Origin of the sequence: Nocardia altamirensis NBRC 108246 (assembly GCF_001612685.1) — a bacterium.
Lineage (GTDB): Bacteria > Actinomycetota > Actinomycetes > Mycobacteriales > Mycobacteriaceae > Nocardia > Nocardia altamirensis.
Genome location: NZ_BDAY01000048.1, coordinates 1 through 16428 on the forward strand (window position 1 = coordinate 1; position 16428 = coordinate 16428).

General features: G+C 65.9%; 13 protein-coding genes and 1 tRNA gene. 3 read left to right on the top strand and 11 right to left on the bottom strand.

Annotated features, from left to right (window positions below):
• The 6 genes from NA11_RS24280 to NA11_RS24305 form a co-directional block, all read right to left on the bottom strand.
• Positions 1-2190: hypothetical protein (locus NA11_RS24280; RefSeq protein WP_439957093.1), on the bottom strand; the 2190-nt coding region annotated here is incomplete at its 3' end.
• 101 nt (positions 2191-2291) lie between these two features.
• On the bottom strand, positions 2292-2591 hold the full coding sequence (locus NA11_RS24285; RefSeq protein WP_069164292.1) for a hypothetical protein: 300 nt from the start codon (positions 2589-2591) through the stop codon (positions 2292-2294).
• A 458-nt stretch (positions 2592-3049) separates the two neighbouring features.
• The gene (locus tag NA11_RS24290) at positions 3050-4648 is read right to left on the bottom strand and encodes an FAD-dependent monooxygenase (protein WP_245746133.1); all 1599 of its coding nucleotides are present in this window, start codon (positions 4646-4648) and stop codon (positions 3050-3052) included.
• Positions 4649-4802: 154 nt separating this feature from the next.
• On the bottom strand, positions 4803-5636 hold the full coding sequence (locus NA11_RS24295) for a class I SAM-dependent methyltransferase (protein ID WP_069164293.1): 834 nt from the start codon (positions 5634-5636) through the stop codon (positions 4803-4805).
• Positions 5637-5668: 32 nt separating this feature from the next.
• Positions 5669-6535, bottom strand: a complete 867-nt coding sequence (locus NA11_RS24300) for a hypothetical protein (RefSeq protein ID WP_245746135.1) — start codon at positions 6533-6535, stop codon at positions 5669-5671.
• 673 nt (positions 6536-7208) lie between these two features.
• The gene (locus NA11_RS24305; protein ID WP_069164294.1) at positions 7209-8102 is read right to left on the bottom strand and encodes an NADP-dependent oxidoreductase; all 894 of its coding nucleotides are present in this window, start codon (positions 8100-8102) and stop codon (positions 7209-7211) included.
• A 357-nt stretch (positions 8103-8459) separates the two neighbouring features.
• Here NA11_RS24305 and NA11_RS24310 point away from each other — a divergent pair, with 357 nt between their 5' ends.
• The gene (locus tag NA11_RS24310) at positions 8460-8822 is read left to right on the top strand and encodes a hypothetical protein (RefSeq protein ID WP_245746137.1); all 363 of its coding nucleotides are present in this window, start codon (positions 8460-8462) and stop codon (positions 8820-8822) included.
• 25 nt (positions 8823-8847) lie between these two features.
• Here NA11_RS24310 and NA11_RS44110 read toward each other — a convergent pair whose 3' ends face one another.
• The gene (locus tag NA11_RS44110) at positions 8848-10572 is read right to left on the bottom strand and encodes an amidohydrolase (RefSeq protein ID WP_084655022.1); all 1725 of its coding nucleotides are present in this window, start codon (positions 10570-10572) and stop codon (positions 8848-8850) included.
• A gap of 615 nt (positions 10573-11187) precedes the next feature.
• Here NA11_RS44110 and NA11_RS24325 point away from each other — a divergent pair.
• The gene (locus NA11_RS24325) at positions 11188-12102 is read left to right on the top strand and encodes a TIGR03619 family F420-dependent LLM class oxidoreductase (protein ID WP_069164297.1); all 915 of its coding nucleotides are present in this window, start codon (positions 11188-11190) and stop codon (positions 12100-12102) included.
• Positions 12103-12212: 110 nt separating this feature from the next.
• Positions 12213-13139, top strand: coding sequence for a LysR family transcriptional regulator (locus NA11_RS24330; RefSeq protein WP_069164298.1), 927 nt, complete (start codon positions 12213-12215; stop codon positions 13137-13139).
• On the opposite strand, the gene NA11_RS24335 is transcribed toward NA11_RS24330, so the two are convergent.
• From NA11_RS24335 to NA11_RS24350, 4 genes are all read right to left on the bottom strand, one after another.
• Positions 13088-13831 carry an SDR family oxidoreductase gene (locus tag NA11_RS24335; protein ID WP_069164299.1) on the bottom strand — a complete coding sequence of 248 codons (744 nt, stop codon included), beginning with the start codon at positions 13829-13831 and terminating at the stop codon, positions 13088-13090. The two genes, NA11_RS24330 and NA11_RS24335, sit on opposite strands and share 52 nt — an antisense overlap.
• Before the next feature lie 24 nt (positions 13832-13855).
• Complete coding sequence (locus NA11_RS24340) at positions 13856-14626, bottom strand: oxidoreductase (protein ID WP_069164300.1); 771 nt, start codon at positions 14624-14626, stop codon at positions 13856-13858.
• 597 nt (positions 14627-15223) lie between these two features.
• A tRNA-Asn gene (locus tag NA11_RS24345) sits at positions 15224-15296 on the bottom strand.
• A gap of 77 nt (positions 15297-15373) precedes the next feature.
• Positions 15374-16288 (bottom strand): endonuclease/exonuclease/phosphatase family protein, encoded by a 915-nt coding sequence (locus NA11_RS24350; RefSeq protein WP_069164301.1) that lies wholly within the window; start codon positions 16286-16288, stop codon positions 15374-15376.
• Positions 16289-16428 lie beyond the last annotated feature (140 nt).

The window sequence follows — 16428 nt, forward strand, 5'->3', positions numbered from 1 at the left end:
ACCGAGAATGAACGGCGCAGCCAGCACGGCCAGCGCGATAGCACCGAGCACCACCGCACCAATCGCCAACGCACCCAAGATGAACGGCGCAGCCAGCACCGCGAGCACAATCGCGATGGGGATAAGGGCGGGAGCCGCGAGCAGTGCGCCGACAGCGAGAGCCGCCAGCGCGAGCAGCACCGGCACCGCCACAGCCAGCAGCACGGGTGCGCCGAGGATCGCGGTCACCACGAACGCCGTGAACGCCAGACCGGCCAGCGCGACCAACCCGGTCACGATGGCAGCCGCGATCACGATCGCCGCGGCGACCGCAGGCACGGCGACGATCACGAGGGCGGCTACCACGGCAGCGGCGACCACGATCGCCGCGACCACCGCGATGGCGGCGAGCGCGACCAACGCGAACGGCCCGGTCCACCAGCCGAAGACGACGACGATCAGTGCCGCGAGCGCGAGCACCGCGAGGGTCGCCGCAACGCCGACGCCGAGCGCACCGAGAGTCGCCAGCGAGGCCAAGGCCAAGCCGACCACCGCGGCGCCCGAGGCGAAGATCAGCGCGCCGACCGTGATCACCGCAGCGAGCGCAAGAGCCGCCAGCGCGATCAGGTTCGCGGTGCCGTACACCAGCAGCGCAACCACGGCGGCGAAGGCAAGCACGCCGAGCACGATCGCTTCGGCGACACCGAGGACAGCGAGGATGACCAACGCGATCGGCCCGGTCCACCAGAGCAGCGCCACCACGATCAGCGCGACGAGACCGATGCCGAGCGTGGCAACCACCGCCGTGAGCGCGAGCGCGCCGAGGGTGATGATGCCTGCCAGGCCGAGCCCGATGGCTCCGGTCACGACCACCGCCGCCAGCGCGCCGAGGGCAAGGACGATCAGCACCGGCGCCGCGATCACGGCCAGTGCGACCGCACCGACCACCAGCGCGGCACCGACCAGCAACACGCCACCGACGATCAGCGCACCGATGATCAACGGCGCGGCCAAGACAGCGACCACGATGATCGCGCCGACCACCAGGGCACCGACGATGCCCGCGGCGATCACGCCGGCGATGATCAACGGAATCGCCAGCAGCGGCAGGACCACGTTGTGGCGGGTGTTTTCCTTCAGCACATTGCCGAGGTCCCGGAGCGCGGGCGCCAAGGCCGCGTGCAGCGTGCCCGCCGGGTCCGCGATGAGCTGACGGATCCCGTCGGCCAAGAGCTGCAACGGATCTCCTGCGCCGACGGTCTGGCCGAGCAGCGGAGCGATAGCGTCGCGCAGTGCCTGCAACGGATCACCTGCGCCACCCACCTGGCCGATGACCGGGGCCAGCGCTTCGCGCAGTCCCTGAATGGGATCGGGTCCGTCCTTCGGGAAGTCGAAGAGGGTGCGGGCCTGATCGATCAGGTCCTCGATCGGGTTGCCCTGCGGATCGCGACGGGAGCCCGCCTGCTCGATCGCCTGGCTGACGAAGGACATCAGGTCTTCGACGGGCTGCCGCAGCGGTCCGCTCGGGAAGGTCTGATCGGCCCAGGTGGCCAGCTGCTTCAGATCGATGCCGGGGCTGATCACCTGCTCAGCGACCGCAGCCAATTCGGAAACCTGCGGCGACACGAAGCCGAGCGGGCCCGATGACGGGGTGATGGCGGCAGGCGTCGTGGCGACCGGCCTGGTCGGATCGGCAGCCATGGCCGGGTCGACCGCGGTCTGCGGCTTCGGTTCGGTGAAGTTGCGGATCATGTCGGCCGCGCCTTCGACCGGAGTGCCCGCGGTAACGCCGTCCAAGGCGCCGAGCGCCTGGTCAACCAGGCTGTCGCCGTTCGGGTTTCCTCCGGTCACGCCGTCCACAGCGCTGAGCGCTTGGTCAACCAGGCTCTGCCCGTTCGGGCCGAGATGCTGCGCGACGACACCGAGGTCGGGCACGCCTGCACCGATGTCAGGTACCCCTCGGCCGAATTCGGTCACCGTGTTGGTCCTCGACATCGGGTCGTGGCCCGGCACCGTCTTGTTCAAGTTGTGCATGAACTCGCCGGGGATGGGCGGCGGCGTCGGCGCATCGGCTGCGGCACGACCGGCCGACATCATGACCGAGGCCATCGAGGCGAATGCAGCCGCGGCGTAGAGACCCTTGCGGTTGCGCTTCACTTCCTTGCGATGGCGCCCGGCGCGCTTGGTTGTACGTTCGTGGGCTGCAGACATGGGGGATGAACCTTTCGATCGAACACTGATGCAGCGAAGACACAGCTGGATTCCGACTGAGCAGGCTGAGCGCAGAGCTCTCTGGAAGGCGACCTCGTTGGTTAGACCGGTCCGCTTTCACCGGTCGCGCAGACCGCGCGCGACCATCCGCCATTGGCACCGACGGTGGTTCCGATGCGGGTGTGCAGGACGCCGCCGATGTCGCGGCACCGGATGTACGCGTGCTGACCGACGCCGGCCCCAGGCTCACAGGTGACCGTGAGTTGATTCGGCACGGCGTAGTCGGAGGTGCAGCCGGCGGGCGGCGGATCGGCCGAGGCCGGACCCACCATCACCGCCATGCACACTGCCGACAGCAGAAACATTGCAGCTAACGCCGCGCTGCTCTTGATTTTGTCCATGAGTACAGGGTTGGGAAGCCATACAACCCCGTCAACGAACAAATTGGTCAAATGAACTATCCGCGCAGGTAAACGCCCTATCCGCACTAATCCGCCGCGGAAAACCCCTACGAGATCTTGACGCGGATCCCCCTTGACAGGCCATGCCTGTTACATCATGTCACACCCACGATGTCTCATCGTAGCGATCTTCCAGCAAACTTTTTGGGCTGCCACCAAGCGTCCATTTGGGCTTTCAGGCGCCCGCCCACAACGAGCAAACCCGGCTCCGCACACATTCGGCGGAACCGGGTTGACGACCAAGTCCGTCGGCCACAGATGTCGGCGACCATACGGTCCGAACGACCACCGAGGAGGTCGCCCAGAGAACGGCAGGAGGATGGATCGACACGTTCGCCGACCCATCCTCCTGCGCTATTCGGTCACCGTGACGCCGCCTTTTGTGACGGCCCGGTCGGTTAGGAGTGGCGGTCGCTGGTCGGGGCCGCTTGCACAGGCGTGCCGAACCAGCGCGTGAGGGCGTCGCGCAGTGCGGCGGCATCGACAGACTCGTCGCCGGTTGCGGTCCATGCGATGTGTGCGTCGGGGCGGATCAGGATGGCGTCGGCCGGTCGGTCTTCGGACTTGGCGATGTGGAGGTCGATGCGATCGTGCCACTCTCGGACGACCTCGCGGAGCTCTGGCCGATCGGCCAGGTCGAGGAAGACCGGGCGTGCGGCGTGCATGAGTTCGGCGACGCTCGTGGTGCCCTGCTCGGTGTGCAGCGTCAAGTTCGGTGCGAAAGTGCCGGTCAGCGGGTGCTGGTCTGGAGACGGGTACCGGATGACGGCGCCGACCAGGGCGCCCATGCGACGCAACGCCTGCTCGTCGCGCAGCAGTTCCTGGAAGAGTTCACGCAGCGCCTCGGCGGCCGGATCGAGCCCGCGTCGCAGCGCCACCTGCGATTGGGTCTGCAGCAGCGCACGTTCGCCCGCGAAATGACGTTCGTCGTGATAGCTGTCCAACAGATCGGCCGGCGCCCACCCGTGCACCGCGGCGGCCAGCTTCCATGCGAGGTTGACCGAGTCCTGCATGCCGACGTTGATCGCGGTGCCGGTGGCAGGCAGCACGTGCGCCGCATCACCGGCCAGCATGATCCGCCCGTCGCGGTACCGTTCGGCCTGGCGCGCCTGGAACTGGTAGCGCGACAGTCGAAGCGGTTCGCCGAGCGGCAGGTCGACACCGAGCACGCGGCGAACACTGTCGTGGAGTTCGGGCATGGTCAGCGGCACATCGTCATCGACTTCGGTGGGATCTTCTTCGGTGGTCTGGAACGAGACAACACCGTCGACGAGCGGTCCGAGCGCGAAGGTGCCGCCCTCGGTGTGATTGAAACCAAGCGGAACCCTGCCGACGTCGGGGACGTTGAGATCGCCGTTGTCGAAGGTGGTCACCGAATCGGGCATGGTGACCGTCGCGAGCCGGTTGACCTCCGGATAACTGGTGCCGGGGAACGGAATGCCGACCAAGTTGCGGACTCGGCTGCGGCTACCGTCACAGCCGACCAAATAGCGGGCGGTCAGCTGATACGCGCCCTCCGGCCCCTGCACCTCGGCGGTCACCGTGTCGCCGTCCTGGCTGACCCCGACCACTTCGTGCCCGCGACGAACCGCACCGCCGAGTTCGGCGAAACGTTCGGCGAGCAGCCGCTCGAGTCGCGCCTGCGGAATCGGAAACGCTTGCATCGGCGATTCTTCCAGCTGCGTGAAGTCCAAATGCACGCCGCCGAACGGGAACCGCGGAGCAGGCATCGGACCGGCGGCGGCTTCCGCGACGCGGTCCAGCAAACCGCGATAACGCAGCAGTTCCAGAATCTGCCCGCCGATACCGTGCGCCTTCGGCGTCTCACGCGATTGCGGATTCCGCTCCAACACCAGCGGCCGCACGCCGGCCAGCTGTAACTCGCCCGCCAACATCAGTCCGGCCGGACCCGCACCCACAATGATCACATCGGCGTCCACGGCCCGCTCCCCCTCGAAATCCTTCGCCACAGCTTTGAACGATCCAGTCGTCGACACCAACACACTCCCATTCACACACGATCTAGCTTCGACGAGCGATTCTGCGGCATGCCCTGGGTCTTGCCGCAAGCCCCCCGGTGCGCTATATGTTGAGAGTGGAAAGGAGCGTTGGCTCCTTTCGCAATCATCATCAAGCCCACGGGGATTCGCGCTACAGCCGCCAAATGTCGACGGCGATCTCGCGCGCCTGCTCACTGAACACCCCGCCCGGGTTCGCATTGCTCAGGAGTTGCCGAAGCTCGCCCTCGAACTCGGCGCGAGCACGGCCGAACAGATGCGGCGCCGAGCTGGACAGCGAGAAGACCGCGGCGACGATTTCGTCGCTCACCCGGGTGACGATCCGGCCCGGTACTTCGATTCGGCACGGTCCCGTGAACCCTGCGGCCCGATAGATCTCCGCCTCGTTCCCTGCCGTGCCGGACGGGAGCGACCCCTGACCCGCCCGACGGACCGGGCCGAGGTACTTGCGAACCAACTCCGTGATCGCCGAGCGCGGCGGCCGTGGGTGCGGTAACACGCTCGTGCTCTGCACCCCTTCATGTGTTGTGGCATGCACATGCACGCAGGCGCCACCGGTGCGCAGCATGCCGCGGACCGTTGCCGCGACCCTGGGCCGATCCATCCAATGGAACGACTGCGCAAAGGTGGCCACCGTGAAGCTGCCGAGTTCGGCGGGCAGCTCCTCAGCGCGCAGCCGAATCCACTGCGCATTGCGTATCCCGGCCTCGTCGGCCAGCCGACACGCTTCGTCGATCATGCCCTGGTCGGCATCGATCCCGACGACCTGTTCGAACCTGTCCGCGAGTAACAACGTCAAAGAACCAGGGCCGCAGCCGACGTCGAGGAGACGACCCGAACCGTCCAGGCCGAGCGCAACGGCCAAAGCCTCAGCGAGCGCCTCGGGGTATGGCATGCGTCCTTGCGTGTAGTATCCGGCACTCCCGGCGTACAGCGACGGATCCCAGTGCCACCCTTCCTCGCTCACACAGGTCAGCCTAGGAACAGCGCACGCTCGCCTCAGCAGGCAGGGAATCTGTCCTGCAGCCGGCCGGGGACGCCGTCGGCCACGGCCTTGGCCCGGCAGACATCGTGTGGGAAGGCAACGTAAGTGGACCAGCGGTCGCCGCCACGCCGGATGATGCGCGCATTGTCGCCGAGCGCCTTCGGCCAAGAGATGAAAGCCCACTTGCCATCGCAGTCAGTGACCTCGGCCTGCAGGTCGCGGAGGTGTTCGTAGACGTTGTCGAGTTCGGCGACGACCTTCTTGGACTCACACAGCGCGGACGGTGCCGGCTCGTTGAAGCGAAGAGTGCCGGAGGTCACGTCTCCGTCGTTGACGAGAAATAAGCTATGGAGCCCCTCCGGGACCGGTGTCGGATCGGTCGGCAGTTTGTCCTTGTTCAGGCCGAAGTAATAGCAGCCGACGGGCACGGTGAAGGTGGCCAATCCGTCGGCGTCGGTGACACCGTCGCGGCGCTGCAACTCGGTCGACCCTGGCGGAATGTCTTTGGGCGCAGGGTTACACGGCTGCACCTGGCGCAGCACGACCGCTACGTTCGGCACCGGCGCGCCGGAAAGTGTGCGGGTACGGATGAACGCGGTGCCTTGCCCAGGGTTGCCGGGCGGCGGTTGATCGGCCGGAGGTTGATTGGCTGGCGGCTTGTTACCTGGTGCCGGTTGATTGGCAGGCGGCTTGTTGGTCGGCGCAGGCTGATTGGCCGACGGCTGCGGGGTTGACGCCGAAGTCGACACCGGCGCACTCGTATTGCTCGGCAACGGCGTCCGCGTCGCCGCAGGCCGTTCCTCGTTCCCACCACCACATGCCGACCCCATCAGCACCGCCGCGGCAAGCACGAATATTTGTAAACCCCGAAGACTGGACATCCCCCACCTTCTCGATCGATCGACCGCCATCCGGTCTACCGCCAATGATCGATGAGACGCATGCCCATCAGCAATCCCCCAAGTAAAGGGTCGTAACACCCTCACGGCACGGATCGATCGACATTGTCGACCTGCCAGCACTCGTTCGCGTTCGCGTATTGCGCCACCATTGCGAAAGAGTCTGCACGACAACGAGGAACGTCCAGCTCTTCCCAGGCAAACCATGGATCGCGCAGCTCTCCGCGACCAGTGCATCCGCAGCCGGGACACGGGACCTGGTCACAGACCGGCCCCGGTCAGCCTGGCAAGTCGCGCACCCTTGACGAAATCCGTCCCGCGCGAGAGGCCACCCAGTTCTAGATCTCGGCGTCCACTGCCGTTCGCCCGCAGCTTGTCGCAGCCGAGGACCAGCTGGGTCGACAGCCCAGAGGGGTGGTTTCGCGCCGAGTGGGAACTGGTGGCGGAGCCTTCTCGGGCGATGCCGCCACCAGTTCCCAGTGATCAATCGACCAACTACAGACCCGGTGCGGAGGTGGGCGACTACGCTTCCGCCGCCCGACGTTTCACCGAGCGCCTGTCTGCTACTAGAGAAGCGTTGCGGCCCTGGGTATTACACTTCTGCAAATCGGGTCTCGGGCCAGCTGTTTCAGCTGGCGGAACGCGGGCTCGCGGCTCAGACGAGCAGGACTCGACGACCGCGAGTGTGTCCGGCTTGGCTATCCGCGTGTGCCACCGCGGCCTCGGCCAGCGGGTATGACCGGTCGACCGGAATGTGCAGTTGCCCGCGCGCAAGGAGATCGACCGCCGCGGCGAGCGCTTCGGGCATGCTGCCGCCGACGCCGGCGAATCGGACGCCGAGCATCGGCGCCTCGAGGTCGGCGATGGTGATCACCTTTTCCGGATCACCGGTCAGGTCGAGGAGTCCGCAGATGACGCCTGCACCGTTCAGGTCGAGAGCGGCATCGACGCGGCCGAGCTGCCGCACCCGCTCGACCCAGCCCGTGCCGTACGTGGTGGCGACGGCGCCGAGGCTGCGCACGTAGTCCTGGTTCGCGGCACTGGCAGTGCCGATCACGCTGATGCCACGGTCGCGGGCGATCTGCAACACCGCCGATCCGACGCCACCGGCCGCGCCGCTCACCAGCAGCGTCTGCCCGGGCTGGACCCCGACCATGCGGATGATCCGCAGCGCCGACTCGACCACGGACGGGTAGCCTGCCGCCTCGGCGAAGCTCAATCCGTCAGGCAGCCGCGCCCAGGAGGACAGCACGGCCTGCTCGGCGTAGGTGCTCGAACCTCGACCGAACACGTTGTCGCCCACCGCGATACCGGTGACACCGGCACCGACTTCGTCCACCACACCGGACGCGTCCTGTCCGACGCCTGCGGGCAATTCCATCGGTTTGATGCGCTGGAACTGGCCGGCGCGGACCCGCCAATCGTGTGGATTCACGCCCGCAGCCCGCACGGCGATGCGTATCTGACCTGGGCCCGCATGCGGCTCGGCGACCTCTGTCAGCTCGAGGACTTCTGGACCGCCGTACTCGGCGAAGCGCACTGCTCTCATGCCTCGACACTAGCGCTAACCGTTAGTGTTTCACAACGGCTAGCGTGTTTCTGTTCGGCGCCGCAAGAGCCTTCCCTTCCACCTCGTTGACGAGATCGACATCCGATGACTTCCTCGACGTGGTGCGAGCAGCTTCCGCAGCGGCGGAAGCTGCGACCACGACACACGGCGTGGCAGCCGCTATCGCTGACCGATCGCCCGTAGTCAACTGCGCCGACAGGTCGGCGCATCCACCGCCACCAGGCACGACGCCGCCTCGCCCCGCTCAGGACCGACGGAATCGACGCGCTGCGGAACCGACCGGACACGCCACATGCCGCTTGTCGCGCGACCATTTCGAAGCGCTACCATTCGAACATGAGTTCGACATCGGATGACGTGCCGCGTACTGAGGGCACGGAGCCGGAGTTGAGGTATCCGAACGCGACAGGGCACTTCTATCGGACGGTGACCTATCCACCGCGGCCGGTGTGGGTGCGGCTGGAAGCGATCGTGATCCGCGACCCGGGGACCCCGAAGCACATCAACGGGGCAGGCGTGATCATGCGCGGTGAGCGTCCCGGTGTGCTCACTCATTGGGTGCCGACGGTGGACGGGGATTGGATGGGCCGGGTGACGTTCACGGTGCAGTACGCCGACGGGCGGCCGGATCTGCACGTAGCCGACCAACTGGTCCCGGCGTATGCGCTGCGTCCTCGACGCGCAGAGGATTCGGGGTAGTGCTGTCGCGCAACGAGATTCGACGCTAGCCGACGATGGTGCGGTCGCCGTGCACGAGTTTGCCTGCGACATAGGTTCGCAGCACCCGGATCGAACCGATGCTGCCCGGTTCGACTTCGAGAGGGTTCTTGTCGAGGATCACGAGATCCGCTTGCTTGCCGACCGCGATGCTGCCCGCGATGTCGTCGACGCCGAGTGCAGCGGCCGATCCCATCGTGTAGGCGCGGAAGGCCTCTTCGGCAGTGACCGCCTCCTCCGGACTGCACAGCGTTCCGTCGCTGGCGATACGCCGCGTCACCGCAGCCTGAATGGCAGGCAGCACCGCATAATCCGCAGAAGGATAGTCGGATGCCCCGGCGAGGGTGACACCGGCGGCAGCCAATGTGCGCATCGGTATCGGCGGCAGGTCCGGCACCAATGATGCTGCGCCCCTGAACGATTCACCGAGTTCGTCGAGCCAGATCGGTGAAACCACCGCGATCGCACCGACATCGGCGATGCGGGTCGCAAGGTTCGGCCCGCAGAACAACGTGTGCTCGAGCCGCGGTCGACCGGGCAGGTTGTCCAGCCGGTCGCCGACCGCCCGAAGTGCGCGAGTGGCTTGCGCGATCGCCGCATTACCCATCGCGTGCTGAGCTGTCTGCAAGCCGTGCTCGGCGGCACTGACAATCGTCGACTCCAACGCCCGCTGATCCCAAAACAACATCCCGCGATGCATCTTGAAATCACGCCCCGGACGAATCATGTTGCCGGACACAGCAGCACGAACAGCAGCAAGACTGCCCCCACCCACCGTACTGGTAACAAGCCGCCCCAGCATGCGTACAGTCTCCCCCACCGACAAACACACCGCACACGCCTCACCACCGTCGAGAAACAACTTCGCCGCTCCGACAGGGCTACCTGCCGGACCACTACCAGTGGCAGGCCCGGTCGTCCGCGCCGCCATCAGCGACTCCGACCCAATCGGCATGCGATGCACCGTAATCGGCAGCATGCCACCACTGACCGCACGCTCGTACAGCACATCGAACTCCGGCGAGACAGCGGCATCTCCCACCCGGGTAATCCCGGACGCCGCCAAATCCCGCCCATGCGCCCGAGCTTCGACAAGCCACGCATCACCCCCATTCGCGACCAACGATCCCCGCGACGTAGCTTCCGCCAGATACAACGCCGACTCGATCACCTCACCCCGAGGTAATCCATTGCGACCAAACGGAATCCGTCCACCATCCGGTACATCCGCTGGTGGCAGCCACCCCATCGCATCGAACCCCGCACTATTGAGCGACCCCGAATGCATCCCCAACGCAATAACGAGCAGCGGCCGATCCGGACACACCTGATCCAGCTCTTCCCGAGTCAGATGGCGATGCTCCCGCAAATCAGCAGGCGAATACCCGAACAGCCGAACCCACCCCGTCCCAGGCGTGCTCACCACATGCTGCTCGATCAATCCCAATATGTCCGCAACCCCCGCCCCCGCCGGAACACGATGCAGGTCAGGACTACGCCGATCCAACGCCCCGAACAAAAAATGATGATGCGCATCGATAAACCCCGGCACCAACGTAGCCCCACCCAAATCCACCTCGGCCGCACCGACATCCCGCGCCCGCCGCCGAACCTCCACCTCACCCCCCACCGCAGCAACCCGCCCACCAGTAACAAGCACAGCCTCGACGACCCCCGCCGAATCCTCCCCCGTCACAACAGATCCCCCGAAAAACACCACAGGCCCGGCCATAAACCCTCCCCCATACGACTACAGGACCCCTCAGAAACGGCACACTCCCAGCACCGTCCCCACGGTCCCCCGAATCTAAGACCTCCCCCCACCCCTGTACAGGCCCTGCCACCAACCCGTCAGAACCCAGCCCCACTGCCACCACCCGAACACAGCTCCCCTACCACGCCTCGACTTATGCCAGCGGCGTCTCCGACGTTGTCTCGGCAACGAATTCGACTGAGCCGAACTCGAATCTCGCCTGGTCGACCGCAGCAGCAACATCAGCGTGCCAAGTATCGGTTACGCAGTTCCACCCCGAGTCGCAGTAGAACAGGTAGACACCAGGATCAGAGTCGTACCGCGCAATCGCCAGACCGGTGAAATGCTCGACGACTTGTCCACTGACCGTATGCCGCGCCGACCCTGTCGGCACGACTCCACGGACGTCCGCTGTGCACAGGATCCGGGCACCATCGATGAACTGCGGAGGTTTCGTCACTGCCCCATTGTCGACCAGTACATCGGACGCACCTTTACTGACGTCTGTTGACGGATCATCTGTAGCTCATCAGGGAATCATCAAGCAATCAGCGACGAATCGAGCATCCCGAATTGCTGGTTTAACCTCGAGGGATGCGTATTGGTCTTGCTCTCCCGCAGTACGGAGGTTTCGCCGACCCGGCGGCGATTGTGGCGGTGTCGAAGTTCGCCGAAGCGAGTGGATTCGACAGCGTGTGGGTCGGTGACCGACTGCTGGTCGCCAGTGAGCCACGGGGGCAATATCCGGGCGGTCAAATACCGCCGGGGTTCGCTCATTTCCTCGATCCGCTCACGGTACTGACGGTCGCCGCCGGGGTGACCGACCGGGTTCGGTTGGGCACCAACACACTCAACGCTCTGTGGCAGCCGCCGATGCTGCTGGCCAGGACGGTGGCCTCGCTGGATCAGGTGAGTCGCGGCCGACTCGACGTAGGGATCGGACTCGGTTGGTCGCCCGACGAATTCGAGGCACTCGGCGTCCCGTGGCCCGGGCGCGGGGCACGACTCGAAGAGACCTTGGATGTTCTCGAAACAGCCTGGGCCCCAGGACCTGTCGAGTACGTCGGCGAACGGTGGACCGTCCCGCACGCACGTATCGACCTGAAACCGCGGCAGACACCGCGGCCGCCGATTCTGCTCGGTGGCCACGCTCCGGCGACCTTGGAGCGGGTCGGGCGCCGAGCCGACGGCTGGCTGGCAGGCCCGCTCCCTATTCCTGCACTCACCGGAATGTGGACCACCGTCGAGCGAACCGCGGAGAAGAACGACCGCGACCCGTCAGCCCTTCGCCTGGTCGTCCGTATCAACCCAGCCGTCGAAACCGACGACGTCGACCCGAAACTGGTCCCACGCCGCGGCTCCATCGCCCAGCTCGCCGGGTACGCACACGACCTAGAGACAGCAGGCGCACACGAGGTGATGTTCGACCTCCAACTCACCACAAACAACGTCGACGAGCTGATCGAGACGGCCGCCGAACTGCACACAGCCATCACCGGGCAACGCTGACCAACTGCGGGCAGACCGGCGGAGTAAACGCGGCGCCTCCGGCGTTGTAGCGCTTGTTGTTACAGCGATCACAACAAGCCGGGCGGTGGTCCGCCCAGGAAAGGCAGCCGATGAGCCTTCGTCAGTTCGAATACGCCCTGGCCGTTGCCGAGGCGGGCTCGGTGACTGCGGCGGCGGAACTGCTGCACGTCGCTCAACCGTCGATGTCCCAGCAGATCCGCAACCTGGAGCGGGAACTCGGCGTGACACTGTTCGCTCGCACACCGACCGGACTGGTGCCTACCACGGTGGGTCGTGCGTTCCTGCGGGAAGCGCAGGTCGCGGTGAGCGCGTCGCGGCGGGCGCGGGCGACGGCGCGGGCCGGGGCCGATGAACTGGTGGGTGAGTTGGTGGTCGCGGCGCAGATGGGGTTCGGCACCCGGCAGTTGCCCGGCGTGCTGAGCACGCTGCGTCGGCGGTTCCCTCGACTGGAGGTCACCGTCTTCGAGGAGCCGAGTTCCGCTGAGCTGGAGCGGTTGTGTCGCCAGGGGGTACTGGATCTCGCTTTCATGGCGGCCTGCGAGCGCGGCCCCGCCGACGCCCACCACCTCGGCTATGAGGAGTTCGTCGTGATGCTGGGCGCCGGGCACCGGCTGCTCGCCGCAGACCGAGTCGAGCTGGCTGAGCTCGAAGGGGAATCATGGGTGCGGTTCGACCGCGACAGCGCCCTCGACGGCGTACTGACCGGCGTGCTGCGCGACAACGAGCTGACCCCGACCACGGCCGCCCGTGTGTCCCAGACGATTACCGCCGCACGCTGGGCCGCCCATGGACTGGGAGTGACGCTCGTCCCCGCCTCCGCGGTGCCCCACGGTTACGAGCACCTCGCACGCCCGGTAGTCCCGGCCGTGTTCCAGCCCGTCGTCGCCGTGGTCCGGCAGGACGCAGGTCCGGCGGAGACGACGCTGCTCGAACTCCTGCGTGCGGAGAACTGGCACGAACCCGCTCAGAGCTGGGTGACACCTCCGTCCACGACGAACTCGGTGCCTGCCGCGTAGGTGGCATCGAAGGCGAGAAATGCTGCCGCCCTCGCGATTTCGTCCGGTCTGCCGAAACGCCGCATAGGATTGTCCGCAACCCGATCGGCTTTGAATTGCTCGGCGGCCGCTGCGGTCATCGAATTCTCCAGAATTCCGGTATCAATGGGGCCGGGGCTGATCGCGTTGACCCGAATTCCGCGCGGAAGCAGCTCGCGGGAGAGGCTGCGGGCCATCGACCGTAGCGCCGCTTTGCCCGCCGCGTAGACGCTGGTCTCCGGCAGGCCCATGACGTTCGCGTTCGAGGTGGTGAGGACGACACCCGCTCCGTTGCTGAGCAGCGGGGCGAGTTTCTGCACGGTGAAGAAGGCGCCCTTGACGTTGATCGCGAACAGCTCGTCGAACATCTGCTCGGTCGTCGATTCGAAGGGGGTGAGGGTGGCGATACCCGCGTTCACGAACAGGGCCTCGATCGTGCCGAGTTCAGCCTGCACCCGGTCTGCCAGAGCCGCCAGATCCGACAGTTCGGCGACATCACCTCGGACGGCAATCGCGTTCTCGCCCAGCCGTTCCCGTGCCGCATCGAGCGTGGTCTGCGAACGGCCGGTGATCACCACGCGCGCTCCACCTTTCACCAGCAGTTCCGCCAGCGCGAACCCTATGCCGTTGCCGCCGCCCGTGATCACTACATTCTTGTCGCGGTATGCACTCATGTCGGGATTCCTCCGTTCTTATCTTCAGCCCCTGGGGAATTCGCCGCCGTCGACGACGAGACTGCTTCCGGTCAGCCAGCTCGCCTTGCCGGATACGAGGAACAACACCGCGTTGGCGATGTCATCGGGCTGACCATCTCGGCCCAGCGGTGGGGCAGTGTTGTCCTCACCAGGCCCCGCCTCCAGGCGTGCCCACTGTTCCCGCGTTGCTTCACCGCCTGGGGTCGCGGTCCGACCGGGCGACACCGTGTTGACCCGAATTCCGAACGGCGCCAACTCCGCAGCCAATCCCCGGCTGTAGTTCTCCAGCGCCGCCTTCGCCGTCGTGTAGTGCAGGAACGGCGGCACCACGGCGGGGACCGCGGCCGAAGAGATATGCACGATCGCCCCCGAACGCCGTTCTCGCATAGCAGGTGCCAGCAACGAGTCCAATCGCACCGACGCCAGGAAGTTCAAATCCAGCGCGTCCTGCCACGCCTCATCCGGGATCGCCAACGCGCCCTGATACGGACCCGCCCCACCCGCGTTGTGGACCAGAATGTCCACCCCACCAAGCACCTCCCGCGCGGCAGCGGCCAACGCCTCCGCCCCAGCCCGCGTCCGCACGTCGGCCGCCACGAACGTCGACCCTGCCGGCCCAATGCTCGTCGCCGACCGGGCGGTCGTCAGCACCTCGGCGCCCGCGTCCAGAAGTTGACGCACAACAGCCGCTCCGATTCCGCGAGTACCACCCGTCACCAAGGCCCGCTTCCCCACAAGTTCTCTTGTCCCTGAAACGTTCTCGATCGTGGTCATGCCACTGGTCCTCTCGACTACATGTGTATCGGCTCGACGCAAATAGGAATCGATATGCCCCAACGCGAAACTTCAGAAACGCGATGAGCACCTCGTCGAGCTGTTTCACGGTATGTCCGCACGAGAACGACAAGCAAAGACCAGAATTCAGCAGACCCCATAGGAAATTCCTATGTCACCACACCACTTTCGCTCGCGGTCGACCCAGAAAGCGGATCGTCCATCAGCAACTCGATCGGCACAATCACCTACCGGCGGCACCGTCTCCGCCGATGCGGTAGCCGTGCCGCCGACTGTTGATCGGCAGGTTTCTGGTTCGAGTCCGACGTCATCGGTGCGCACTACGCCGGTGCCGGGCTCGATGGGATGCAACTCCGCTTGGGGGTGACCACCATCGACGCGCAATAGACCGACATCAAGTAGGTCACGAAGAATGCCGGAAACGTCCAACGCCGCGAGCGCTCGGGCCCTGCGGCCGGACCACTCACCGGCGTTCATTGTCGACGGACGGAAGTGGTGGTTCTTCCACGGCTCAGCGTCTCGATACGAGTTCGGCCCCCGACCAGGTGTATAAAGGCTGGTCAGGGGCCGATCAGGCTCCCCCATCTGGACTCGAACCAGAAACCTGCCGATTAACAGTCGGCTGCTCTGCCAATTGAGCTATAGGGGACTATCTTGGCCTGTCCGTATTGGGCGGGCCGAGGAGAAACTTTAGCGTATGGGCGGGCGACGGCCCAAATCGCGTCGCTACCTGCTGACATGTGGGGTGAGGGTGGCGGTGGGGGCTCGGTGGTCGCTGCCGTTGGCGGGGAGGACGGTGGCGGCGCGGGTGGTGAAGCCTCGGGTGAGGATGTGGTCTGGTCGGGTAAGGGGGAAGGGGGCGGGCCAGGTGAAGGCTAGGCCGGTGCGGGCTTCTTGGAGGTCGGTGGTCAAGGGGGTGAGATGGGGGTCGGTTGAGGCGGTGTTGAGGTCGCCGAGGATCAGGAGGCGGGGTGAGTGGTCTTGGGTGACGAGGTCGGTGAGGGTGCGGAGGGTGCGGTTGCGGGAGGCGGTTTCGCCGAGGCGGGTGGAGCCCAGGTGGGCGGCGTAGACGGTGATGTCGCCGAAGGGGGTGTCGGCTTCGGCGCGGAGGGCTCGGGGCCAGCCTTGGCCGAGGTCGAGGGGTTGGATGTTGGTGAGGGGGAAGCGACTCCACAGGCCGACGGTGCCGACTGTGGCGGTGTAGGGGTGCTGGGGGTCGAGGGCTGCTGCGACGGCGGCGCGGTTGCGGCCGGTGAGTTCTTGGACGGAAACTATTGCGGCGTCGGTTAATTCGTCTGCCGTACCGTTAGATCCGAGATTCATTGTGGCGACTTGGAGTTCGGCGCCGGTTGCGTAGGCATGGGGGTGGTCGATGAGTTGGGGGATGAACAGGATGGACCAGGCCACGAGCGGGGCGCAGACGGCGGCCATGCCGACGACGGAGCGCACAACGAGAGCGAGGGTGGCGAGGAGCAGGGAGGGGATCAGCAGCCAGGGCAGGAAGCTGCAGACGAGCTGGCTGACGCCGCCGAGGTCCGGAAGGACGGGGTTGGCGACCAGTAGTACGCCGAGTACCGCGGCCAGCGATACGAGGCAAGTGTCCCGCGCGATGTTTACTCGAAAGGTCGTCCCATGCAGCATGACCGCAACGATCGACGCTCAGGATGAGAGGTTCATGAAAGTGGCACTCGGCAGCCTGCTGGCGGCGGTAACGGTACGGCAACCATCCGGCGAGGGTATGAACACATTGTGCTGAGCGCCAGGCGAATTGGGAAGTCCTC